Annotated in this window: 18 protein-coding genes; 14 read left to right on the top strand and 4 right to left on the bottom strand. The window is 69.5% G+C overall.

Annotated features, from left to right (window positions below; all coding sequences use genetic code 11):
* The first annotated feature begins 172 nt into the window (after positions 1-172).
* From AC1D1T_RS08110 to AC1D1T_RS08095, 4 genes are all read left to right on the top strand, one after another.
* Positions 173-613, top strand: coding sequence for a hypothetical protein (locus tag AC1D1T_RS08110; protein ID WP_477991740.1), 441 nt, complete (start codon positions 173-175; stop codon positions 611-613).
* A 183-nt stretch (positions 614-796) separates the two neighbouring features.
* Positions 797-5,935: a putative Ig domain-containing protein gene (locus AC1D1T_RS08105; protein ID WP_477991739.1), complete on the top strand. Its 5,139-nt coding sequence runs from the start codon at positions 797-799 to the stop codon at positions 5,933-5,935.
* A gap of 6 nt (positions 5,936-5,941) precedes the next feature.
* A complete protein-coding gene (locus AC1D1T_RS08100; protein WP_465113358.1) occupies positions 5,942-6,412 on the top strand; it encodes a hypothetical protein in 471 nt (156 codons plus the stop codon).
* A complete protein-coding gene (locus tag AC1D1T_RS08095; protein WP_477826675.1) occupies positions 6,409-6,978 on the top strand; it encodes an SCO family protein in 570 nt (189 codons plus the stop codon). Before AC1D1T_RS08100 ends, AC1D1T_RS08095 begins: the two co-directional genes overlap by 4 nt.
* Before the next feature lie 319 nt (positions 6,979-7,297).
* Here the strand turns inward: AC1D1T_RS08095 and AC1D1T_RS08090 are convergent, their stop codons facing one another.
* From AC1D1T_RS08090 to AC1D1T_RS08075, 4 genes are read right to left on the bottom strand one after another with little or no spacing between them, the layout of a single operon-like run.
* Positions 7,298-7,936, bottom strand: a complete 639-nt coding sequence (locus tag AC1D1T_RS08090) for an ATP-binding cassette domain-containing protein (protein ID WP_477991738.1) — start codon at positions 7,934-7,936, stop codon at positions 7,298-7,300.
* 4 nt (positions 7,937-7,940) lie between these two features.
* Positions 7,941-8,678 (bottom strand): ABC transporter ATP-binding protein, encoded by a 738-nt coding sequence (locus AC1D1T_RS08085; RefSeq protein ID WP_052211912.1) that lies wholly within the window; start codon positions 8,676-8,678, stop codon positions 7,941-7,943.
* A complete protein-coding gene (locus tag AC1D1T_RS08080) occupies positions 8,675-9,418 on the bottom strand; it encodes an ABC transporter ATP-binding protein (protein ID WP_047506165.1) in 744 nt (247 codons plus the stop codon). Before AC1D1T_RS08080 ends, AC1D1T_RS08085 begins: the two co-directional genes overlap by 4 nt.
* Positions 9,419-9,421: 3 nt before the next feature.
* A complete protein-coding gene (locus AC1D1T_RS08075; protein ID WP_465113362.1) occupies positions 9,422-10,450 on the bottom strand; it encodes a branched-chain amino acid ABC transporter permease in 1,029 nt (342 codons plus the stop codon).
* Positions 10,451-10,567: 117 nt separating this feature from the next.
* Between AC1D1T_RS08075 and AC1D1T_RS08070 the strand changes: the two genes are divergently transcribed.
* The 10 genes from AC1D1T_RS08070 (at position 10,568) to AC1D1T_RS08025 (ending at position 24,607) form a co-directional block, all read left to right on the top strand.
* Positions 10,568-11,434 carry a MurR/RpiR family transcriptional regulator gene (locus AC1D1T_RS08070; RefSeq protein ID WP_477991737.1) on the top strand — a complete coding sequence of 289 codons (867 nt, stop codon included), beginning with the start codon at positions 10,568-10,570 and terminating at the stop codon, positions 11,432-11,434.
* Positions 11,431-13,428, top strand: coding sequence for a bifunctional 5-dehydro-2-deoxygluconokinase/5-dehydro-2-deoxyphosphogluconate aldolase (locus AC1D1T_RS08065; RefSeq protein WP_477991736.1), 1,998 nt, complete (start codon positions 11,431-11,433; stop codon positions 13,426-13,428). Before AC1D1T_RS08070 ends, AC1D1T_RS08065 begins: the two co-directional genes overlap by 4 nt.
* Entirely contained in the window at positions 13,374-14,378 is a 1,005-nt protein-coding gene (locus AC1D1T_RS08060) for an NAD(P)-dependent oxidoreductase (RefSeq protein WP_477825553.1), read from the top strand. Before AC1D1T_RS08065 ends, AC1D1T_RS08060 begins: the two co-directional genes overlap by 55 nt.
* Before the next feature lie 56 nt (positions 14,379-14,434).
* Positions 14,435-15,781 (top strand): ABC transporter substrate-binding protein, encoded by a 1,347-nt coding sequence (locus tag AC1D1T_RS08055; protein WP_477991735.1) that lies wholly within the window; start codon positions 14,435-14,437, stop codon positions 15,779-15,781.
* A complete protein-coding gene (locus AC1D1T_RS08050; protein WP_477825548.1) occupies positions 15,778-17,055 on the top strand; it encodes an ABC transporter substrate-binding protein in 1,278 nt (425 codons plus the stop codon). The genes AC1D1T_RS08055 and AC1D1T_RS08050 overlap by 4 nt, the downstream gene beginning before the upstream one ends.
* Positions 17,056-17,068: 13 nt before the next feature.
* Positions 17,069-17,998 carry a branched-chain amino acid ABC transporter permease gene (locus tag AC1D1T_RS08045; protein WP_047506173.1) on the top strand — a complete coding sequence of 310 codons (930 nt, stop codon included), beginning with the start codon at positions 17,069-17,071 and terminating at the stop codon, positions 17,996-17,998.
* Between the two features lie 8 nt (positions 17,999-18,006).
* Complete coding sequence (locus AC1D1T_RS08040; protein ID WP_465113366.1) at positions 18,007-18,753, top strand: SDR family NAD(P)-dependent oxidoreductase; 747 nt, start codon at positions 18,007-18,009, stop codon at positions 18,751-18,753.
* Between the two features lie 4 nt (positions 18,754-18,757).
* Positions 18,758-19,570 carry an SDR family NAD(P)-dependent oxidoreductase gene (locus AC1D1T_RS08035; protein WP_477991734.1) on the top strand — a complete coding sequence of 271 codons (813 nt, stop codon included), beginning with the start codon at positions 18,758-18,760 and terminating at the stop codon, positions 19,568-19,570.
* 62 nt (positions 19,571-19,632) lie between these two features.
* Entirely contained in the window at positions 19,633-20,487 is an 855-nt protein-coding gene (locus AC1D1T_RS08030; RefSeq protein ID WP_477840725.1) for a MurR/RpiR family transcriptional regulator, read from the top strand.
* A 148-nt stretch (positions 20,488-20,635) separates the two neighbouring features.
* On the top strand, positions 20,636-24,607 hold the full coding sequence (locus AC1D1T_RS08025) for an Ig-like domain-containing protein (RefSeq protein WP_477840723.1): 3,972 nt from the start codon (positions 20,636-20,638) through the stop codon (positions 24,605-24,607).
* Positions 24,608-24,612 lie beyond the last annotated feature (5 nt).

Here is a 24,612-nt window from a genome sequence, read left to right as displayed (position 1 = left end):
GCTTGAACGGACTTCGGCCTTTCGAGTGCCTGATGTCCAACGAAAACCTGCCTCGGGCCAAGGTTCTTGCCAAGGATGAGCTCATCGCCTACCTGAATCTGTCCGCTGGTTCTTCCTTGTTGGAGCCCGTCAGGCGAGCGTTGGAAAGAGAACTCACCGAAGGTCAGGAGACATGAGCGGTCCCTTCCCGGTGCTTGATCCGGCCTTCGTTCTTGCCGTCGAGACGGCCACCAGGGAGACTTTCCATCGGGTCTATTGGTTTGGACAGAACCCGATGAAGCCGAGTGTGGCGGGGGGCAATCGCTATGACTGTCCTGCTGCGCTGCCGCCTTCCGATCAGTTTGGGGTTCTCTACCTCGGCTACGACCTGCCGACGTGCTGGATGGAGACGGTCGTGCGCCAGAACATGGTCCGCCCCGCAGGAACGGACATCCAGATTCCCAAGGCGAAGATGACCGCCCGATGGGCCTGTGAGATCTCTTCCAGGGATCCGCTCGTGCTGGCCCAGTTTGCCGATGAGCCCCTCATCGACCTCGGTGATTGCGCATCGAATGACGTCGACAGAGGCTCAGTCGATCATGCGACGGTACCGCGTGGTGCCCATCTAGGCTGAGTCGCTGATCCCGTCGCTCTGAGTACCTGCCCGTGTTGACAGCGCGTCGGCACCCCTGTAAAAAGAGCGAATGTTCTAGTTGATTAAAAAATAGAACATACGTTTACAGCAAGCCTTCCCCGATCAACGACATGGCGCAGCGCGAGCCCCCGGGCCGCCGCATGCACCAGGCAGGAGACAAGCATGACCCGATTCTTCCGCGTCCCGGTGCCGCGTGGTGCCGTGCTGGCTGGTGCGCTGCTGCTGGCAGCGTGCGGCGGCGGCGGCGGTGATACCGCGCCGACCCCACCCCCGGCTGACGCAGGTGCGTCGCCCACCGAGCGGGCGGCCGCCGTGGCCGCGCCCGGCGCCGGCCAATGGACCCCGCTGATCCCGCTGTCGATGGTGACGCCGTCGGCCGCGCTGCTGCCGAACGGCAAGGTGATGCTGTGGGCCTCGTCCGACCGCTTCACCGACGGTGCGCCGAGCGGCCAGACCTACACGACGCTGTTCGACCCGGCCACGCAGAACGCGAGCGAGACGCTGATCACGCAGACCGGCCACGACATGTTCTGCACCGGCACCACCAACCTGCCGGACGGCCGCATCCTCGTCAACGGCGGCAAGGACAGCGCCAAGACCACGGTCTACGACCCGGTCGCCAACGCCTGGAGCACCGGCGCGACGATGACGATCCCGCGCGGCTACAACGCCAACACCATCCTCGCCGACGGCTCGGTCTTCACGCTCGGCGGCTCGTGGAGCGGCGGGCGCGGCAACAAGCACGGGGAGCGCTGGACGGCCGCCGGCGGCTGGGCGCGCCTGACCGGCGTGCCGGTCGATGCGGCGCTCGGCAACGACCCCGATTTCGCGTTCCGCGCCGACAACCACATGTGGCTGTTCCCGGCGCCGAACGGCAAGGTGCTGCATGCCGGGCCGGCCGCGAACATGAACTGGATCGACACCCAGGGCAGCGGCAGCATCACGCCGGCCGGCACGCGCGGCGACGATGCGTACAGCCAGAGCGGCAACGCGGTGATGTACGACATCGGCAAGATCCTGAAGGTCGGCGGTGCGCCGGCCTACGAAGGGCAGAACGCCAACAACCGCGCCTACGTGATCGACGTGAACGCCGGCGTCTCGGTGCGCAAGGTCGCGCCGATGGCGTACTCGCGCATCTTCAGCAACGGCGTCGTGCTGCCGAACGGGCAGGTGCTGGTGATCGGCGGCCACAGCTTCGGCCGCCCGTGGTCCGATGACAACTCGGCCCTGGTGCCCGAGCTGTGGGATCCGGCCACCGAGACCTTCGTGCCGCTGCCGCCGATCGGCGTGCCGCGCAATTACCACAGCATCGCGCTGCTGCTGCCCGACGCCCGCGTGCTGACGGCCGGCAGCGGCCTGTGCGGCAGCTGCTCGACCAACCATGCGAACGCGCAGATCCTGACGCCGCACTACCTGCTGAACGACGACGGCACGGCCGCGACGCGCCCGGTGATCAGCACCGCGCCGGCCAGCGCGACGCAGGGCACGAACATCGCGGTGACGACGAATGCCGCGGTCGCGCAGTTCTCGCTGGTGCGCGTCGGCTCGACCACGCACACCGTCAACAACGACCAGCGCCGCATCCCGCTGCAGTTCACCACCACCGGCAGCAATGCGTATTCGCTGGCGCTGCCGTCGAACCCCGGCGTGCTGCTGCCCGGCTACTACATGCTGTTCGCGATGAACGCGGCCGGCACGCCGTCGGTGTCGAAGATGATCCGCATCGGCGGCGATGCCGCGCCGAAGCTCGTGAACCCCGGCACGCAGAGCAGCATCAGCGGCAGCGCGGTGAACCTGGCGCTGGCCGCCACCACGCCGACCGGCACGCTGACCTGGTCGGCGACCGGCCTGCCGCCGGGCCTCGCGATCAATGCGAGCAGCGGCGCCATCACCGGCACGCCGACCACGGTGGGCCAGTACGTGGTCACGGTGAGCACGCGCAACGACGTGGCGGCCAGCAGCACGATGCTGGCGTGGAACGTCACGCCGGTGCTCGGCGCGACGGTGCAGTACGTGATGCTGGAGGCGGTGTCGGAGCAGGGCGGCAACGCCTGGACCTCGATGGCCGAGTTCAACCTGCTCGATCGCGCCGGCGCGGTGATCCCGCGCACCGGCTGGGCGGTGCAGGTCGACAGCCAGGAGGCGGCGAGCGGCCAGAATTCGGGCGCCGCCGCGATCGATGGCGATGCAGCAACCTTCTGGCACACCAAGTACACCGGCGGCAACGCGCCGCTGCCGCACCGCTTCATCGTCAACCTCGGCACGGCGCGCGGCATCGGCGGCTTCAAGTACCTGCCGCGCCCGGCGGCGGGCGGGTTGAACGGCATCATCGCCGGCTGGAACTTCTACATCGGCAACGACGGCGTCAACTGGTCGCTGCTGAAGAGCGGCAACTTCAACGACTTCCCGGACCGCAGTTCGGAGAAGACGGTGACGGTCGACCGCGCACCGGCCATCGCGCCGATCGCCAACCGCAACAACCTGGTCGGCCAGGCGGTGTCGTTCGGCGTCAGCGCCGGCGATCCGGATGGCGATGCGTTGACCTACTCGGCCACCGGCCTGCCGAACGGACTGTCGATCAACGCGACCAGCGGGCTCATCAGCGGCACGGTGAGCACCGTCGGCAACTTCGCGGTGACGGTCGGCGTCAACGACGGGCACGGTGGCACCGCGAGTGCAGCCTTCAGCTGGAACGTCAGCGCGGCGGCCTTCGTGATCGACCCGGTCGCGGTGGCTCCGGTGGTCTCTGGCAGCAGTGTGACCTTCAACGTCGCGTCGAACGGCGGCACCGGCACGCGCTACCGCTGGACCTTCGGCGACGGCACGGCGCAGACGGCGTATTCCACCGCCACGTCGATCGCCCACACCTACGCGGCGCCGGGCCTGTACAGCGTGACGGTGGAGGCGATCGACGCGAACAACGTCGTCACCTCGCGCACCTTCAGGCAGGCCGTGTATGCGGCGGCCACCGCGGCGCGCCCGACCTCGTCGTCGGCGATCGCGCTGGAGCCCGCGACGACGCCGCGTGTGTGGCTGGTGAACCAGGACAACGACAGCGTCAGCGTCTTCAACGGCAGCACGAATGCGCGGGTCGCGGAGATCGCGGTCGGCACGCGGCCGCGCAGCGTGGCACGCGCGCCCGACGGCCGCATGTGGGTCGTCAACAAGGGCGATGCGACGATCAGCATCGTCAATGCCGGCACGCTGGCCGTCGCGCAGACGGTGGCGCTGCCGCGCGCCTCGCAACCGTTCGGCCTCGCCTTCGCGCCGGACGGCAGCGCGGCCTACGTCGCGCTCGAGGGCAGCGGCCAGTTGCTGAAGCTCAATGCCTCGACCGGTGCGACGCTCGGCAGCGTGGCGGTGGGCGCGAACCCGCGGCATGTGTCGGTGACGGCGGCGAGCGACCTCGTGCTGGTGTCGCGCTTCGTCTCGCCGGCGTTGCCGGGCGAGGGCACGGCCAGCGTGCAGACGGCCGTCGGCGGCGTGAAGAAGGGCGGCGAGGTGGTCGTCGTGACGGCCGCGCTGGCGGTGGAGCGCACCGTGGTGCTGCAGCACAGCGACAAGCCCGACAGCCTGCTGCAGGGCCGCGGCATCCCGAACTACCTGGCGCCGGCGGTGATCTCGCCGGACGGCCAGAGCGCCTGGGTGCCGTCCAAGCAGGACAACCTGTTGCGCGGCACGCTGCGCGACGGCAGCAACCTGGACTTCCAGAACACGGTGCGCGCGATCAGCTCGCGCATCGACCTGGTGGGCTGGGCCGAGGACTACGCGGCGCGCATCGACCACGACAACTCCGGCGTCAGCAGCGGCGCGGTGTTCCACCCGACCGGGGCGTTCCTGTTCGTCGCGCTCGAGACGAGCCGCGAGGTGGCGGTGGTGGACCCGGTCGCGAAGGCCGAGATCTACCGCTTCCCGGTGGGGCGTGCGCCGCAGGCGGTGGCGGTGTCGGCCGACGGGCTGAAGCTGTACGTCAACAACTTCATGGACCGCACGCTCGGCGTGTACGACCTGACGCGGCTCGTGAACTTCGGCGAGCTGAACCTGCCGCTGCTCGCGAACGCCGGTGCGGTCGGCACCGAGAAGCTCGCGGCCAATGTGCTGACCGGCAAGAGGCTGTTCTACGACGCGGCCGACACGCGGCTGGCGCGCGATGCCTACATGAGCTGTGCGTCGTGCCACAACGACGGCGGGCAGGACGGCCGCACCTGGGACTTCACCGGGCTCGGCGAGGGCTTGCGCAACACGATCTCGCTGCGCGGGCATGCCGGTGCGCAGGGCAACCAGCACTGGACCGGCAACTTCGACGAGATCCAGGACTTCGAGGGCCAGATCCGCAACTTCGCGCTCGGCACCGGGCTGATGAGCGATGCGCAGTTCAACACCGGTACGCGCTCGCAGCCGCTGGGCGATCGCAAGACGGGCATCAGCGCCGATCTGGATGCGCTGGCGGCATACGTCGCGTCGCTGAAGGCGAGCGATGCGAGCCCGTACCGCAACGCGAACGGCACGCTGACCGCCGATGCGCTGGCCGGGCAGGTGCTGTTCCGCGGCGCGGGCGGCTGCCTCGCCTGCCACGGCGGCACCGACGTGACGGACAGTGCCGGCGGCGTGCTGCGCAACGTCGGCACGATCAAGGCATCGTCGGGCAAGCGGCTCGGCCAGACGCTGACCGGGCTGGACACGCCGACGCTGAAGGGCGCGTGGGCGACAGGGCCGTACCTGCACGATGGCTCGGCGGCCACGCTGCTGGACGTGCTGACGACCGCCAACGCGGCCAACCAGCACGGCGCGGCCGGCAGCCTGACGGCGGCGCAGCGCACGCAGCTGGTGGCCTACCTGCAGCAGCTGGACGACAGCAGCGATGCGATCAGCGCGGCGACGATCGGTGGCCTGTCGGTGCTGGACACGGCGAACGCGGCGGACTGGTCGGTGCAGGCCAACCTGCAGGCGGCCGGGCTGCAGTTCGGCGATCGCACCTTCACGATCACCGGGTTGCCGGCGGTGCTGTCGGGTTCCCCCTGGTTGCGCACCGCGAACGATTCGAAGACCTTCACGGGCAACCCGACGGCGAGCTTCACGCTGAACCAGCCGGCGGATGTGTATGTGACGGTCGACGACCGCTTCACCGGCGCGTTCTCGTGGATGGCGGGCTGGTCGAACACCGGGCTGAAGATGACGACCGACGAGGCGGGCACGGCACGCAGTTTCAGCGTGTGGACGAAGAGCTTCCCGGCCGGGACGGTGAACCTGGGGCCGGTGGGGTCCGGAGGGAACAGCATGTACAGCGTGGTGGTGCGGTAGGGGACGGTGGCGAACGCACACGAACCGTTCGGACTGAGCCTGTCGAAGTCCTGGTGGCTGGGCGGCGGCTTGGCCCTGTGTGCGGTCGTCGCGTTCGCCGATCCCGTCACCCACCTCGGCCGCCAGCTGTATCGCGGCGAGGTCGCGCTCTCCGGCACGATCAGCGGCCATGCCCAGCCACTGCCGCCGATCGCGACGCGCTGCACCAACTGCCATTCGCGCGACAGTGCGGCGCAAGCCGCCTCAGGCGCCGCCTCGTTCGCGCCGCTGCTGACGCGCGAGCGGCTGCTGGGCCCGATCGCGCGGCGGGGCGGCCCACCGTCGCGCTACGACGAGGCGGCGTTCTGCCGATTGCTGCGCAGCGGCATCGACCCGGCCATCATGCTGATCCCGCGGCAGATGCCGCGCTATGCGATCGACGATGCGCAGTGCAAGGCGCTGTGGGCTTACCTGATCGATGGAGGAGAGACGCGATGACGACGCGGCGAGAGTGGCTTGTCGGTGCGGCTGCCTGCGCGCTGCTGTTGCACGAGGCGCGGGCCCACAGCGTCTTCGGCCCGGTGCAGCCGGCGCTGCCTGCGCCGGCGCTGTCTCTGCAGGACATGGCCGGCAGATCGGTGGCGCTGCCCTCGCTGCTCACCGGACAGGTCACGGCCGTGCAGCTGATGTTCACCGGCTGCAGCGCAACCTGCCCGATCCAGGGCGCGGTGTTCGCCGATGCGCAGGCGCGGCTCGCGAAGGAGAACGCCGGGCTGCGGCTGCTGTCGCTGTCGATCGACCCGCTCGGCGACGACCTGCCGGCGATGCGGGCCTGGCTCGCGAAGTTCGGTGCGCAATCGCCGCGCTGGGCGGCGGCGCTGCCGAAGCTGAAGGATGTCGACCTGCTGCTCGACTTCCTGCGCGGCCGCGCGCCCGGCACCGATCGCCACACCGCGCAGGCCTTCGTGTTCGACCGGCAGGCGCGGTTGGTCTATCGCACCGAGGACATGCCGCAGCCTGAGGAGTTGGTGAAGCTGATGCAGAGGGTGGCTGCCCGAGCGTGACCCGGCCATCCACCCTCACTTGTTCGCTTGTCAAATCCGAAGGAGCAGGGTGGTGGCAGAAGGCGCGTGTGGGGAGGCTGTGGAGCGCCAATAAGGAGGGGGCGCCGGAGCTGGCTGGTTTCATGGCCCCGCGCGAAGCGCGATCGTGAACTGACTGTCGTCGACTGTTTGACCACAACGAACGAAGTGAGTGGAGGGAGTTTCGACGACGGGCCTTGAAACCAGTCAGCGCAGGGCAGTCAGCGCCCCGCCAGGGGTGATGACCGCACCCGACGGCGCGCCACAGCCTCCCCACACGCGCCTTCCGCACCAACGCCCATCAGGCAGAAACCGGCGCCAGCCTCCCGAGGTAGTTCCGCACGCTCGCCTGCATGCACAACTCCCCCATCGTCGTCGCATGCATCAGCCGGCTGACCCGGCTCTCGTCCTTGTGCACGAAGATGTAGCGCTCGCAGATGTCGGCCAGGATCTCCATGTGCACCGGCTCGTTCGGGTGCAGGCACAGGAACACCAGCTTGCCGTGGTTGCGCAGCTTGCGGAAGAACTCCAGCATGAAGCCGATGTAGCCGTCCTGCGTGTTGAACTGCGGCTCGTCGAACAGGTGCACCACCGCACGCTCCGCGCCCGCATGCTCCAGTATGAAGTTCGGCCGGTCGCGCTTGAACGAGCGCACCTGGTACGACTGGTGGTAGTGCAAGGCCAGCCGGTCGCGCTCGCGATACCGCACCTTGTGGATGTCCTGCCCCGCCACCATCACCCGCCCGCCGCTCGGCGCGTTGCCGCCGGTGATCAGCTCGAACATCGTCGTCTTGCCGGCGCCGTTGGCGCCCATCACGCCGATGATGCCGGGGCCGTCGACCTGGAAGTCGGCCTCCAGCGAGAACGTCGTCTGCCGGTCCGGCCAGCCGCGCCGGTACTGCTTGCGCAGGCCATCGACATGAAGAATCGGTGCAGCCATCTCGTCAGACTCCCAGCAGCTTGCGTTGCAGCGCCGCATCGCCGCGCAGCGCCGCGGCGCTGCCCTCGTGCACGATGCGGCCCTGGTGCATCACGTACGCGCGGTCCGACACCGCCAGCGCACTCTCGACGTTCTGCTCCACCAGCAGCACCGCCACCCCCTCCCGCTTCAGCCGCGTGACGGTCGCCATCACGTCCTGCACCACCTTCGGCGCGAGGCCCTGGCTCGGCTCGTCGAACAGCACCAGCCCCGGCGAGCCGATCAGCGCGCGCGAGATCGCCACCATCTGCATCTCGCCACCCGACAGGTTCTCGCACTCGCGGCCCATCAGGTACTCCATCGCCGAGAAGATCTCGAAGCACTCCTTCTCGCTCCACGCCCGGAAGCGCGTCTTCTTGCGCGCGATGGCGAGGTTGCGCGCCACCGTCAGCGTCGGGAAGATGCGCCGGTCGTCCGGTACCCAGCCGACGCCCATGCCGGCGATGCGGTGCGTCGGCACATGGGTGATGTCGGCGCCGTCGAAGCGCACGCTGCCGCGCTTCGGCGGCGTGAGCCCGAGGATCGAGCGCAGCGTCGTCGTCTTGCCGGCGCCGTTCGGCCCGAGCAGCGACACCACCTCGCCCGGCGCGATGCTCAGCGACACGCCGAACAGCGCCTGCGTCTCGGCGTAGAAGGTCTCGATGCCGTGGATCTCGAGGATCGCTGGCTGTTGCGTGGGTTGCGGTTTCAGGACGGCGCTCATGACAAGGTCCCCAGGTTCGAGCGTTGCACCCACGGGTTGTCGCGCAGCTGCGCCGGCGTGCCCTCGGCGATCACCTGGCCCCAATGGATCACGTTGATCTTGTCGGCCAGGCCGAACAGGAAGCGCATGTCGTGCTCGATGATCACGATCGTCAGCTCGCGCTTGAGCTGCGCGATGAGTTCGGCCACGCGCGCGGTGCCTTCGGCGCCCAGCCCGGCGGTCGGCTCGTCGAGGAACAGCAGCCGCGGGTCGGTCGCGAGCGCGACGCCGATCTCCAGCGCGCGCCGCTCGCCGTACGACAGCGCGCCGGCCATCGCCGAGGCCTTGGCCGCCAGCCCGACGCGGTCGAGCACCGCCATCGCCAGCGCACGGCCGCGGCTGAAGCGGCCGAGGTCGCGCCACATCGACAGGCCCTGCTCGCGCACCGCCGGCAGCGCGACCAGCACGTTGTCGAGCGTGGTCTCCTCGTCGAACAGGTTCATGATCTGGAACGAGCGCGACAGCCCGCGCCGCGCGATCTGCCGCGGCGACAGGCCGGTGATGTCCTCGCCGGCAAAGCGCACGCTGCCGCGGTCGGGCGTGTAGCGGCCGGTCAGCACGTTGAAGCAGGTCGTCTTGCCGGCACCGTTGGGACCCATGATCCCGGTGAGCTGCTTCTCCTCGAAGGCCAGCGTGATGCTTTCCAGCACCACCTGGTCGCCGAAGCGCTTGTGCAGTTGATGGGCTTCGAACAGGGCCACGGGTCAGGTCTCCTTCGGAGTGGCGAGCGTCGCGTTGGGCTGCGGCGGCGTGTGCTTGCGGGCCGCGCAGCGCGCGCGCCACGATTGCCACGCACCGGCCACGCCGTCCGGCTGGAACAGCACGACCAGGATGAACAGCAGCCCGTACCAGAGCAGCCAGGTCTCGGTGTAGGCGCCCAGCAGGTCTCTCGTCAGGATGAACACCAGCGCGCCGATCACCGGCCCCCAGAAGCTCACCAGGCCGCCGCCGATCAGCACCATCATCACGACGAAGCCGGAGTTGTGCAGGCTCATCACGTTCGGGTAGGCCGATTGCTGCGCCATCGCGAACAGCGCACCGGCCAGCCCGGCCACCGCCGTCGAGATGATGAAGGCCAGCCACTTGTAGAGCCACACCGGGTGGCCGACGAACGCGGCGCGCATCTCGTTCTGCTTGATCGCGCGCAGGATGCGGCCGAACGGCGAATGCACCAGCCGCCACAGCGCCGCCAGCACCAGCGCGAACACCACCAGCGCGAAGTAGAAGAAGGCCTCGTTGCTCTTCAGCGAGATGTCGACGAAACCGAGCGACAGGTCGGGCCGCCTGATGTTCAGCAGCCCGTCCTCGCCGCCCGTCACCGTGTGCCACTTGCCGGCGATGAACCAGGCCAGCTGCCCGAACGCGATCGTCAGCAGCGCGTAGTAGATGCCGCGCCGGTGCGAGATGAACGCGCCGACCAGGGCGCCCGCCAGTGCCGCGATGAGCACCGCGCCGAGCACGCCCAGCACCAGCCCGGCACCGCCGCGCAGCTGCAGCAGCCCGAACGCGTACGCGCCGATGCCGAAGTACGCGCCGTGCCCGAACGACGGCAGCCCGCCGTAGCCGAGCAGCAGGTTGTGGCCGAGCGCGAACAGCATCCAGATCATGATTTCCAGCGCCAGGTACTGGTAGAGCCCGACCTGGCTCAACCACAGCGGCGTGCTGGCGAGCACCGCCACCGTGATCAGGAGGGGTAGCGGGGCGAGCGGCGCGTGTCGTGTGGTGCTGAGCATGTTGGAACGCTGGGCAATGAACTGTGGACTCGCCGGAATATATGTTCTACAGTTTCCGAGCGCAAGAATGTTTGTTCCTATTGCGGGTCAGTGCTTCCCCCTAGACAGTTCAGCCTCATGAGTCCCATCTCCAGCTACGACGAATTGAAGGATGCGATCTCGCGCGCCTACCCGGAGCTTCCGGCGCAGCTGCAGCGCATCGCGCGCTTCGCGCTGGAGCGCCCGAACGAGCTCGCGCTCGGCACGGTGGCGGTGATCGCCGAGGCGGCGCAGGTGCAGCCGTCGTCGCTGATCCGCTTCGCCAACGCGCTGGGCTTCAACGGTTTCTCGCAGATGCAGCAGGTGTTCCGCGGCCACCTGGTCGAGCGCTCCGGCAGCTACCGCGAGCGCATCAACCAGCAGCGCCGCAGCGGCGACGGCGCGGCCAGCGGCGGCTTCCTGAACCAGTACGTGGCCGAGGCGATCGRCGAACTCGGCCACCTCGAAGACAGCGTGCGCGCGGCCGACGTGAAGGCCGCCGTGCAGCTGCTGTGCGCCGCGCGCCGCGTGCACGTGCTGGCGCAGCGGCGCGCGTTCCCGGTCGCCTGTTACCTCGCCTATGCGCTGAGCCAGCTGGAGCTCAAGGCCTACCTGCTCGAAGGCCTGGGCGGCATGCTGCGCGAATCGTTGCGCAACATCGCGCGCGACGAGGTGCTGGTGGTCACCAGCTTCCACAGCTACTCGCGCGACGTGATCGATGCCGCCGAGGCCGCGCAGCAGGCCGGCGTGCCGGTGATCGCGATCACCGACAGCGCGCTGTCGCCGCTGAAGCGTTCGGCGAGCGTCTGCTTCGAGCTCGGCCTCGCGTCCGACCAGGTGTTCCGCTCGCTCGTCGCGCCGCTGTGCCTGGCGCAGGCCATCGTCGTCACCACCGGGCACCGGCTCGCCGAATTGGCGGCCCGCCCCCGCACCCGACCCCGTCATTTGAATGGAGATGCTGCATGAGTGTCAGAGATTCCGCCCCGCCAACGGCCCGCGCGCTGGACCTGGTCTGCGTCGGGCGGGCCRCCGTCGACCTGTACGGCGAACAGCTCGGTGCGCGCCTGGAGGACGTGCAGACCTTCGCGAAGTACCTCGGCGGCTCGCCGGCCAACACCGCGGTGGGGGCGTCGCGGCTCGGGCTGCGCTGCGCGATGCTGAGCCGCGTCGGCGATGAGCACAACGGCCGCTTCGTGCGCGAGACGCTGGCCGCCGAGGGCGTCGACGTGTCGCAGCTGAAGACCGATCCGTCGCGGCTGACCGCGCTGGTCTTCCTCGGCCTGCGTGACCGCGACACCTTTCCGCTGGTGTTCTACCGCGACAACTGCGCCGACATGGGCCTGTGCGAGGACGATGTCGACCCGGCCGTGATCGCCGGCGCCCGCGCGCTGCTGATCTCGGGCACCCACCTGTCGCGCCCCGGCACGCGGGCCGCCTGCCTCGCGGCGATGCGTGCCGCGCGCGCGGCCGGCACGCGCGTCGTGCTCGACATCGACTACCGCCCGGTGCTGTGGGGCCTGACGGCGCCGGGCCTCGGCGAGCAGCGCTACATCGCGTCGGCCCACGTCAGCGCGCAGCTGCAGGAGATCCTGCCGCTGTGCGACCTGGTGGTCGGCACCGAGGAAGAGGTGCACATTGCCGGCGGCAGCGACGACAGCGCCACGGCGCTGCGCCGCATCCGCGCGCTGACGCCCGCGCTGATCGTGATGAAGCGCGGGCCGATGGGCTGCGTCGCCTACGACGGCGCGATTCCCGCGCGGCTCGACGACGGCGTCGCCGGCCCGGGCTTCCCGGTCGAGGTGTTCAACGTGCTGGGTGCCGGCGATGCCTTCATGGCCGGGCTGCTGCGCGGCTGGGTGCGCGACGAGCCGCTGCCGCAGGCGCTGCGCTATGCGAATGCCTGTGGCGCGATCGTCGTGTCTCGCCATGGCTGCGCGCCGGCCATGCCGAGCTGGGTCGAGCTGAGCCATTTCCTCGCGCACGGCTCGCGCCACCAGCGGCTGCGCGAGGACGCGAAGCTGGAGCAGCTGCACCGCGCGTCGACCCGCCACCGCCAATGGCCCGGCCTCGCGGTGCTGGCCTTCGACCACCGCTCGCAGTTCGAGGAGATCGCCGCCAAGCACGGCGCGCCGCGCGAGCGCATTCCGCAGTTCAAGGCGCTGGTCGCGCGCGCCGCGGCGCAGGGCCATGCGGCGGCACGCGCGGCGCACCCGCTGCGCCACCCGGGCCAGGCCTTCCCCGAGGCCGGCGTGATCCTCGATGGCCGCTTCGGCGAGCAGATCCTGCCGCCGCTGACCGGTGTCGGGCTGTGGGTCGCACGGCCGGTCGAACTGCCCGGCTCCCGGCCGCTGGATTTCGAGGACGGCTGCAACGTCGGCCTGGCGCTGCGCACCTGGCCGCAGGAGCACGTCGTCAAGTGCCTCGTGTACCACCACCCCGACGACGAGGCCGGGCTCGCGGCGCAGCAGGTCGCGAGCGTCGGCCTGCTGGCCCAGGCCTGCAACGCCACCGGCCACGAGCTGCTGCTGGAGGTGATCCCGCCGCGCGGCATGGCCACCGACGACGAGACGCTGGCGCGCGCGCTGCGCCAGTTCTATGCAGCCGGCATCCAACCCGACTGGTGGAAGCTGCCCCCGCCCGCCAGCGAGGCGGCGTGGCGCCACATCGAGGACGTGATCGCGTCGAACGACCCGCTGTGCCGCGGCGTGCTGCTGCTCGGCATGGAGGCGAGCGAGCAGGCGCTGCGCGAAGGCTTCCGCACGGCCGCCGCACGGCCGCTGTGCAAGGGCTTCGCGGTCGGCCGCTCGCTGTTCGCCGAAGCGGCGCACGGCTGGTTCGCCGGCACGCTGGACGATGCGGCCGTCATCGAGCAGGTGGCGGCGAGCTACCGGCGGCTGATCGAGTTCTGGACCGAGGCGCGGGCCGAAGCCGGCAGCGCAACGCTCGTCACGAATTTCTGAACATCGCACTGAACACCAACTCACCAGGAGAGAACGACATGACGACAGCAAGCAAGACCAAGGTGGGCTTCATCGGCCTCGGCATGATGGGCCACGGCATGGCGAAGAACCTGCTCGCCAAGGGCTTCGGCGTGAGCTTCGTGGTGCACCGCAACCGCGCCAACCTGCAGGACCTTCTCGATGCCGGCGCGACCGAGCAGCCGAGCCGTGCGGCGGTGGCGGAGACCAGCGACGTGGTCATCATCTGCGTCACCGGCTCGCCGCAGGTCGAGGAGATCGTCTACGGCAACCAGGGGCTGCTGGCCGCGGCCGGCAAGGGCCTGACGGTGATCGACACCTCGACCGCCGAGCCGGCCTCGACCGCGCGCATCCGCGCCGATTTCGCGGCCCGCGGCGTCGCCTTCATCGATGCGCCGCTCGCGCGCACGCCGAAGGAGGCCGAGGAGGGCCGGCTGAACACGATGGTCGGCGCCGAGCCGGCCGACTTCGAGCGCGTGCGGCCGGTGCTCGCGGCGTTCTGCGAGAACATCTTCCACGTCGGCCCGCCGGGGCACGGCCATGTGCTGAAGCTGATCAACAACATGCTCGCGATGACCACCGCGGCGGCCATCGCCGAGGCGGTGGCCACGGCCGCGAAGAGCGGGCTGTCGCTGCAGAAGCTGTTCGACGTGATCTCGGCCGGCGGCGTCAACTCCGGCATCTTCCAGATGATGCTGGGCAAGACGCTGCAGGGCGACCTGACCGGGCTGAAGTTCGCGATCGGCAATGCGCAGAAGGACCTGCGCTACTACACCCACCTGACCGAGATGCTGCCGACGACGAGCTTCGTCGCCGAGGCGGCGCACCAGAGCTTCGTGCAGGCCGGCAACCTGGGCCTGGGCGACAAGTTCATCGCGTCGCTGCTGGAGGCCCAGGAGAAGCTGAACAACGTGCAGATCATTCCGCGCTGATTTTTTCTGCGCCCGACAACCGGCGCGGACCCACCACAACAACCCTGGAGACAAGCATGGACAAGTCGACGAAAGAAGTTCAAGCGATCGATGCCGGCGCACCTGATGTCAGCGCACCTGACACCGGAAGGCGCAGCCTGCTGAAGGCGGGCGCCGTGGCGGCCGCCGCGCCGGCGGCCTTCTTCGGCCCGTGGGCGCACAACCGCGTCTGGGCCCAGGCGGCCACGGCCAAGCCGCTGGTCATCGGCCTGACGATGGACGCCTCCGGCCAGTACGGCGCGAGCGGCGGCGAGGAGCGGCTCGGCGCGATGATGGCGATCAAGGAGTTCAACGACAAGGGCGGCGTGCTCGGCCGGCGCATCGAGGCGCTGCACATGGACACCGAGACCACGCCGGCCTCGGGTTCGCGCATCGCGGAGCGCATGATCACGCGCAACGAGGTGGCCTTCCTGGTGGGCGCGCTGCACTCGGGCGTCGCGAACGCGATCTCGCAGGTCGCCCAGAAGTACGGCACGATCTTCCTGAACACCAACTCCAGCTCGCCGACCGAGGCCGGCAAGGACTGCCACCGCGTCAAGTTCGTCTGGGACGGCAACGGCACGAACTTCGCGCATGCGATCGTCAAGAACGCGATCAAGGTGAATGGCAAGAACTGGGTGCTGCTGACCAACGACTATGTGTGGGGCCGCACCACGTCGGCGGCGACGCGCGCGATCGTCGAGGCCAACGGCGGCAAGATCGTCGAGGAGCTGCTGGTGCCGCAGAACACCCGCGACTTCTCGTCGTACCTGCTGAAGCTGCAGCAGCTGAAGCCCAATGCGGTGGCGACCGCGATCGGCGGCGACGACATCAAGGCGCTGCGCCAGCAGGTCATCCAGCTCAACCTGCAGAAGAGCATGGCCTGGATCAACAACCAGCAGGACTGGCCGGACGTGTACGGGCTCGGTCCGGAATCGATCTTCGGCGTGTTCGGCACCACCTGGTACTACCGCCTCGACCTGCCGGGCGTGAAGGAGTTCGTCGCGGCCTACCAGAAGCAGTTCCCCGGCATGGCGATCAAGGTGCCGGGCAACGTCTATCACAACAGCTACATGGCCACGCGCGAACTGCTGCGCTGCGTGGAAGAGGCCGGCACCACCCAGAACATCGCGGTGATCAAGAAGCTGGAAGGCCGCAAGATGCCCGCGCGCGACCGGCTGCAGCACTTCGATGCGTGGATGGACCCAGTGACGCACCAGGTGCAGCAGACCATCTACATGGCGAGCTACAACGAGGCGCCGGCCGAGAAGGACGACATCTTCAAGATCCTGTCGAACGTGGATCCGAAGGAGGTCGTCGATGCCGATGCGCAGAAGACCTGCAAGCTCGAGAGCTACGACGCCACGCCCTCGTACCAGCAATGACGCACGCTCGCAGGCGCATGCTGCTCGGCGGGGCTGCGGCCGTCGCCGGCTTCAGTGGACCCTGGGCCCACCACCATGCGTGGGCCCAGGCGAAGCAGAGGAAGCCGCTGCTGATCGGCCTGGCCACCGACGACAGCGGGCAGTACGCCGCGAGCGGGCAGGACGAGCAGCTCGGCATGCGCATGGCGATCGCCGAGTTCAACGAGCGCGGCGGCGTGCTGGGCCGGCGCATCGAGACGGTGCACGAGAACACCGCCGGCGACCCGGTGGTCGCGGTCGCCGTGGCCGAGAAGATGATCCGCCAGCAGGAGGTGGCGTTCCTGATCGGCGGCGTGCATTCGGGCGTCGCGAGCGCGATGTCGCGCGTGGCGCAGAAGTACGGCTGCATCTACTTCAACAGCAACTCCAGCTCGCCGAGCGAGGCCGGTGCCGAATGCCACCGCGTCAAGTTCGTCTGGGACGCCAACGGCACCAACTTCTCGACCTCGGTGGTGAAGGGCGCGATGACCGGTTTCGGCCGCCAGTGGGCACTGGTGACCAGCGACTACCTGTGGGGCCACAACACCGCCAAGGGCATCCGCCGCATCGTCGAGGGCAACGGCGGGCAGGTCGTCGAGGAGCTGCTGGTGCCGCAGGGCACGCGCGATTTCGCGCCGGTGCTGGCCAGGCTGCGCCGGCTGAACCCCGGCGTGGTGGCCACCGCGGTGGGCGGCGACGACCAGAAGACGCTGCGCCAGCAGGTGCAGGAAGCCGGCATGGACCGCAGCGTCGGCTGGATCAACAACCAGCAGGACTGGCCGGACGTCTACGGCCTCGGCCGGCAGGCGCTGTTCGGCATCTTCGGCACCACCTGGTACTGGCGGCTCGGGCTGGCCGGCGTGCCGGAGTTCGTCGCGCGCTACCGGCAGGCCCATCCGGAATACCGGCTGAAGGTGCCCGGCAACGTGTTCTTCAACGGCTACATGGCCACGCGCGAGCTGCTGCGCGCGATCCAGCGCACCGGCACGACCAACAACCTGAAGCTGATCGCCGAGCTGGAGAACCTGCGCGTGCCGGCCGCCGAGCGCATGCAGCATTTCGACGCGTGGATGAACCCGCACACCCACCAGCTGCAGCAGACGGTGTACGTCGCCGCCTACAACTCGATGCCGACCCAGCCCGACGACCTGTTCCGCATCCTCGCGCGCATCCGGCCCGAAGAGGTGCAGGACGCCGAGAGCGCGCCCGCCTGCAAGCTCGAACCGCTGGCAGCAACGCCTTCGTACGAAACCTGAACCGCGAAAGACCATGGACACGCTGCTCTCACTCGTTCCCCACCTGGCCAACGGCATCACGCTGGGCCTGCTGTTCGCGCTGATCGCGCTCGGCTTCATGCTGATCGTCGGCGTGATGGAAACCATCAACCTGGCGCACGGCTCGCTGTTCGCGCTCGGCATGTACGTCGCGCTGTTCCTGCTGGCGCCCAGGCTCGGCTGGTTTCCCGAGGCGCAGGCGGCCTACATGGCGCTGCCGCTGGGCACGCGCTACGGCATCGCGCTGTTCGCGGCGCCCTTGGTGGTCGGGCTGGTCGGGCTGGTGCTCGAGGCCTGCCTGCGCCGCACCTACGGGCGCGACCCGCTGTACGGGCTGCTGCTCACCTTCGGCGCGGCGCTGCTGATCGAGGAGCTGATCCGCCTGGTGTGGGGCAGCAACGAGCAGCAGATGCCGCTGCCGCAGGCGATCTCGGGGGCGTTCCTGATGGGCGACCTGATCTATTCGCGCTACCGTGTGTTCGCGAGCGGCTTCGCGATCCTCGCGATCGCGGCGCTGTGGCTGTTCCTGGAGCGCACGCCGTACGGCGCGATCATCAAGGCCGGCGCGCACGACAGCGAGATGGTGCGTGCGCTCGGCATCAACCTGTCGCGGCTGCGCTCCGCGGTGTTCGCGCTCGGCGTGGCGCTGGCGGCGCTGGCCGGCGTCGTGATGGCGCCGATCTGGGGCATCCGGCCGCAGGTCGGCGTGGATGCGGTGGTGCCGGCCTTCCTGATCATCGTGCTCGGCGGCGTCGGCTCGCTGTGGGGCGCGGTGATCGCCGGGCTGCTGGTCGGGCTGGTCACCGGTCTCACGGGGGCGTATGCCTCCGAATGGTCGCTGATGTCGATGTACCTGCTGTTCATCGGCGTCGTCACGTTCCGCTCGCGCGGGCTGTTTGGAAAGAAGAGCGTGCTCGACACATGAAAGAACCCATGAAGGCAACTCTCGAAGGCAAGGTCGCGCTGGTCACCGGTGCCGGCGGCACGATGGGCCGCGCGGTGGTGGAGGCGCTGCGGCAGGACGGCTGCCGCGTCGCGATGGTCGACATCGCGCTCGGCTCGATGGATGCGCTGGTGGCGCGCCACGGCGAGCAGGTGCTGGCGGTGGCCTGCGACATCTCGCAGGCCGAGTCGGTGGCGGCGGCGCACCGGCAGGTGCGCGAGCGCTTCGGCGAGGTCGACATCCTGGTCAACAACGCCGGCGTGCTGTCGAACAACAAGATCGAGGCCACGTCGCTTGCCGAATGGCACCGCGTGCTCGGCGCCAACCTCGACGGCGCGATGCTGTGGTCGCAGGCGGTGGTGCCGGCGATGAAGGCGCGGCGCTGGGGCCGCATCATCAACACCAGCTCGCTGGCCGCGAAGACCGGCGGGCTGACGGCGGGTACCGCGTATTCGGTGTCGAAGGGCGCGATGAGTGCGCTGACCTTCTCGCTGGCGCGCGAGCTGGCGGCGCATGGCGTCACCGCGAACGCGATCGCGCCGGCCTACGTGCGCACGCCGATGGTGACCGAGCAGCTGAACGACGCGCAGCGGCAGGCGCTGCTGCAGCAGATCCCGGTCGGCCGCTTCTGCGAGCCGGAGGAGTTCGCGCATGCGGTGAGCTTTCTCGCGTCGCCGCTGTCGGGGTTCATCACCGGCGAGGTGCTCGATCAAAACGGCGGCCTGTTGATGGATTGACGCGATGACGACGACATCGAGCGGCGGGACGCTGGCCGACCTGTTCGGCCTGCAGGGGCGCGTGGCCTACGTGCCGGGTGGCTACGGGGGGATCGGGGAGGCGATCGCGCGCGCGCTGGTGGGGGCCGGCGCGCGCGTCGCGGTCTCGGGGCGCAGCGCGGACAAGGCCGAGAGCCTCGCCGCGTCGCTGCGCGCGCAGGGCGGCGACGTGCTGGGCCTCGCGATGGACGCGCACTCGGTCGACAGCGTGCGCGAGTCGGTCGATGCGGTGGCGCGGCATTTCGGCGCGCTCGACCTGCTGGTCAACTGCATCGGCATCCAGCGCGAGGAGCGGCTGGCCGAGGTCACCGAGGACGCGTTCGACGAAGTCGTGCAGGTCAACCTGAAGGCGGCGATGTTCCTCGCCCAGGCGGCAGGGCGGCACCAGGTCGAGGCCGTCGCGGCCGGCCGCGCGCCGGGGCGGCAGCTGCACCTGCTGTCGGTGCGCGCGCAACTGGGCATGCGCGACAGGGGCTACTCGGCGTACTGCGCGACCAAGGGTGCGCTGGTGATGCTGATCAAGCAGCATGCGGTGGAGCTGTCGGCGCACGGCATCACGGTGAACGGCATCGCGCCGACGGTGGTGCGCGGCGAGATGGGCGCGCACTGGCTGAACAACCCGGCGACGCGCGAGCACATCCTGCAGCGCATTCCGCTCGGGCGTGTCGCCGAGCCGCAGGACGTGGCGGGCGCCGCGGTGTTCTTCTGCGGGCCCGGGGCGGCCTTCGTGACAGGGCAGGTGCTGTACCTGGACGGYGGTCTGACGGCAACGCAGTGAGCGTCGAATGATTGTGGTTGCGTGGGATCAGAAAGAACGTTTGTTCATGATAAGTTTCATGGATGACCCGGGCCACCAGTTACGACGAATTGAAGGCTGCCATCGAGCAGGCCTACCCTGAGCTGCCGCAGCAGCTGCAACGCATTGCGCGCTATGCGCTGGACCAGCCGAACGAGTTGGCGCTGGGCACGGTGGCGGCGGTGGCCGAATCGGCGAAGGTGCAGCCCTCGTCGCTGATCCGCTTCGCGAATGCGCTGGAGTTCAAGGGCTTCTCCGAGATGCAGCAGGTGTTCCGCGGGCACCTGGTCGAGCGCTCGAGCAGCTACCGCGAGCGCATCGACCGGCAGCGCCGCCAGGGGCAGCCGGCGACCAAGGGGGCGGGGCTGCTGAGCCAGTTCGTCGGCGAAGCGGTGTCCGAGCTCGGCCAGCTCGAGGAGAGCGTGCGCGCGGCCGACCTCACGGCCGCGATCAAGCTGGTGTGCGCGGCACCGCGCGTGCATGTGCTGGCGCAGCGGCGCGCCTTCCCGGTCGCGTGCTACCTGGCCTATGCGCTGAGCCAGCTCGACCTGCGGGTGCACCTGCTCGACGGCGTGGGCGGCATGCTGCAGGAATCGCTGCGCAACCTGGAGCGCGGCGAGGTGCTGATCGCGACCAGCTTCCACAGCTATTCGCAGGAGGTCGTCGATGCTGCTGCGTCGGTGCATGCCCGCGGCGTGCGCGTGATCGCGATCACCGACAGCGCGCTGTCGCCGCTGAAGCCGTCGGCGACGGTGTGTTTCGAGCTCGGCCTCGCCTCCGACCGCCCGTTCCGCTCGCTGGTGGCGCCGCTGTGCCTGTCGCAGGCGCTGGTGGTGGGGGCGGGGCATCAGCTGGCGGAGGCGGGGAAGGGTGCGAAGGGCGCCCGGCCGCGTCCCTGATCCCGACCCCGATTGACACCCCTCCCCATGGCTGATATAAGAACAAATGTTCTTTGATATTGTTGTGTAGAACGTTCATTCAACAGGCGTTCTGCGCAGCATCCGCAGCACCGGACCACCGGCGCGCGGCCACTGATGGAGACAAACGATGTTCAAGCACCTTCGGCGCGCGCGTTGGGCTGCGCGCATTCTTCGTGTCGTCCGGACGCTGCCGATCGCCGCCACGCTGTGCGCGGCCGGCACCGCCAGCGCCGCCGGGCCGGGCCTGCCCAACCTCACCTACAGCGCCTCCGAGGTCTTCCAGCCGCTGTCCGTCATCCACAGCGCCGTCGGCGGCAGCGCGCGCGGCGAGGGCACCGTGCAGATGGTCGAGGGCTACCTGTTCGTGCCGTTCGGCAAGGACTCCGGCGTGTCGGGCGGCGGCTTCTCGTTCTACGACATCTCCAACCCGCGCTCGCCGGTGAAGGTGTCGCAGACCGACGTGACCGCACTGCGCGAGCCGCACGGCTTCGGCTTCGCCAACGGCGGCAAGCATGCGGTGATGCAGACCATCAACGGCATCATGTTCTGGGACTTCACGAACCCGCTCGCGCCGGTGCAGCTGAGCCAGCTGGTGCTGCCCGGCATCCAGGAGTCCGACTACGCGCTCGGCGCCTGGTGGGCGTTCTGGCAGGCGCCCTACGTCTACGTCGGCGGCTCGGGCAACGGCCTGCTGATCGTCAACGCCGCCGATCCGCGCAACCCGGTCTACGTGAAGACCATCCCGACCAGCACCTGGGGCGGCTTCCGCGTCGGCCCGACCTTCGCGGTCGGCAACCTGCTGGCGATGACCAGCACCGACGGCGCCGGCCTGGTGACGCTCGACATCAGCGATCCCGTCAACCCGCGCCTGATCGGCTCCAGCTCGACCACGCCCGGCCAGTACAGCGGCATCCTCAACGGCGAGCGCATCATCACCTCCGGCACCGACAACAAGCTGCATGTGTTCGACATCAGCAACCCGGCCGTCTTCACGCAGACCGCGGTGTCGGCCGACCAGGGCGGCAAGGGCGGCTACGTCTCGGTGCAGGGCGGCTACGCGCACTCCGGCTTCTCGGTCAAGTACTCGAAGGTCGACCTCGCCACCGGCGCGACCGCCGGCACCGGCACCTCCAACATCTCCGGCCGCGACGAAGACTTCGGCACCGTGTTCGGCAACCTGGTGCTGATCGGCAACGACCACGGCTCGGGCAGCGCGATCGTGCCGCACCAGGCGGCACCGTGGACGCAGACGCCGAGTGTCAACATGGTCTCGCCGAAGAACAACGCGGCCAGCATGCCGGTGACGAGCCGCATCGGCCTGACCACCACCGCGCACATCGACCTGCGCACCGTCTCGGCCACCAGCTTCATCGTGCGCCCGCTCGGCGGCTCGGCCCTGCCCGGGCGCTACAGCGGGCAGTCCGGCGTGCTGAACTTCGCGCCCGACGCGCCGCTCTTCCCCGGCACCACCTACGAGGTGGTGGTGCCCGCCGGCGGCATGAAGGACGACAACGGCAACGCGATCGCCGCGTTTACGTCGCGCTTCACGACCGCCGGCAGCGCGGCCGTGGCCTGCACGCTCGCGCCGCGCACGGCCGCCCTGGTCAACAGCAGCCAGTCGTTCGCACCCGCGTCCACCAGCGGCGCCAGCCTGCAGTACTCGTGGAGCTTCGGTGACGGCAGCAGCACCGCCTTCTCGACCACGCCGTCGGCCACCCATACCTACACCGCGCCGCGCCACTACCCGGTGATCCTGTCGGTGCGCAGCGGCACGCAGACCAGCACCTGCTCGGCCAACCAGACCATCCACACGCCGCCCACCGCCAACGCGCCGCGCAGCACCGGCACCATCGCGTACGACGCCGGCCGCAGCCGCGTCTGGGTCGTCAACTCCGACAGCAATACCGTCAGCGCGATCAACACCGCGAACAACACGCGGGCGCTGGAGGTCGGCGTCGGCACCAATCCGCAAACGCTCGCGTTCGCGCCGGACGGCCGGTTGTGGGTCGCCAACTTCGGCTCGGGCGACATCAGCATCCTCGACCCGGCGAGCGGCGGCCTGGTGCAATCGATCGCGCTCGGCAACGGCTCGCGGCCGTTCGGCATCGTCTTCAACCCTGCCGGCACCGCCGCCTACGTGTCGCTGTCGGGCTCGCAGGGCGTCGTCAAGCTGCACCCGACCACCGGCGCGGTGCAGGCCACGCTGTCGCTCGGCGCGGTGCCGCGCGGCATCGCGGTGAGCGGCGATTCGTCGCGCGTGCTCGTCACCCGCTACCTCTCGCCGGCCACGCGCGGCGAGGTGATCGAGGTGAACGCGGCGCTGACGGCCGTCACCCGCACCTTCGCGCTCGCGACCGACCCCGGCCCCGACACCGAGGCGAGCGGCCGCGGCGTGCCGAACTTCCTGACCTCGATCGCGATCCAGCCCGACGGCCAGCGCGCCTGGATCCCGTCGAAGAAGGACAACACGCTGCGCGGCAGCTTCCGCGACGGCCAGGCGCTCACCTTCGAGAGCACGGTGCGCACCATCGTCTCGCAGATCGCGCTCGACACCAATGCCGAGGTGCTGGCCGACCGCATCGACCTGAACGACCGCGAGCTCGCGAACGCGGTGGTCTTCAGCCCGCTCGGCGACTACGCCTTCGTCTCGACGCAGGGCACCAACCAGATCGAGGTGGTCGATGCCTACACGCGGCAGCTCAGCACCGGCATCGTCAACGTCGGCCGGGCGCCGCGCGGCCTGCTGCTGACGCCGAACGGGCGGCTGTACGTGCAGAACTTCATGTCGCGCAACGTCGGCGTGTACGACGTGAATGGCATCCTGAACGCGACCAGCAACGTCGCGAGCAAGATCACCGACGTGGCGGCGGTCTCGTCCGAGCCGCTGCCGGCGCAGGTGTTCCAGGGCAAGCAGCTCTTCTACAACGCCGACGACCGGCGCATGAACCGCGACAAGTACATCTCGTGCGCGACCTGCCACCAGGACGGCGGGCACGACGGCCGCGTGATGGACTTCACCGACCGCGGCGAGGGCCTGCGCAACACCACGGTGCTGAACGGGCGCCGCGGCACCGGCCAGGGCCGGGTGCACTGGAGCGCGAACTTCGACGAGATCCAGGACTTCGAGCACGACATCCGCAACGCGTTCGGCGGCACCGGCTTCATGACCGATGCGCAGTTCAACACCGGCACGCGCAACCAGCCGCTCGGCAACCCGAAGGCGGGTGTCAGCGCCGAGCTCGATGCGCTGGCGGCCTACGTGAGCTCGCTCGCCACCGTGGGCCCGAGCCCGTACCGCAATGCCGACGGCACGCTCACGCCCGACGGCGTGGCCGGCCAGGCGATCTTCAAGGGCGCCGGCCAGTGCAGCAGCTGCCACTCGGGCGCCGATTTCACCGACAGCGCGACCGGGGTGCTGCATGACGTGGGCACGATCAAGGCCTCGTCGGGCAAGCGCCTGGGCGGCCCGCTGACCGGCATCGACACGCCGACGCTGCGCGGCGTGTGGGACAGCGCGCCGTACCTGCACGACGGCTCGGCCGCGACGCTGATGGACGTGCTGACCACCGCCAACCCGGCCGGCCTGCACGGCGCGGCCAGCAGCCTGACGGCGGCGCAGCGCCAGCAGCTGGTGAGCTACCTGCTGCAGATCGACGACAGCACCGACGGCGCGGCCGGCGTGGTGCTGAGCAACCTGTCGGTGAACGACACCGCGAACGCCGGCGGCTGGGCGCTGGTGTCGAACCTGCAGGCCGGCAACCTGCAGTACGGCGACCGCACCTACACCGTCACCAGCGTGCCGGCAGCGCTGGCCGGATCGGCGTGGATCCGCAGCGCCAACCTGTCGCGCGCCTACACCGGCGCGACGCTGGCCAGCTTCACGATCAGCCAGGCGGCCGACGTGTACGTGGGCATCGACAACCGCACGGGCGCGCCGTCGTGGATGAGCGGCTGGACCAACTCGGGGCTGCAGATCGTCAACAGCGAGTCGCCGGGGCGCACCTTCGTGCTGTACCGCAAGAACTTCCCGGCCGGGACGGTCTCGCTCGGGCCGCTGAACAACACCGGCGTGAGCATGTACACCGTCATCGTCAAGTGAACCTC

Source organism: Rhizobacter sp. P2_H3 (assembly GCF_056403355.1).
This window is presented reverse-complemented; position numbering and strand designations above follow the sequence as displayed.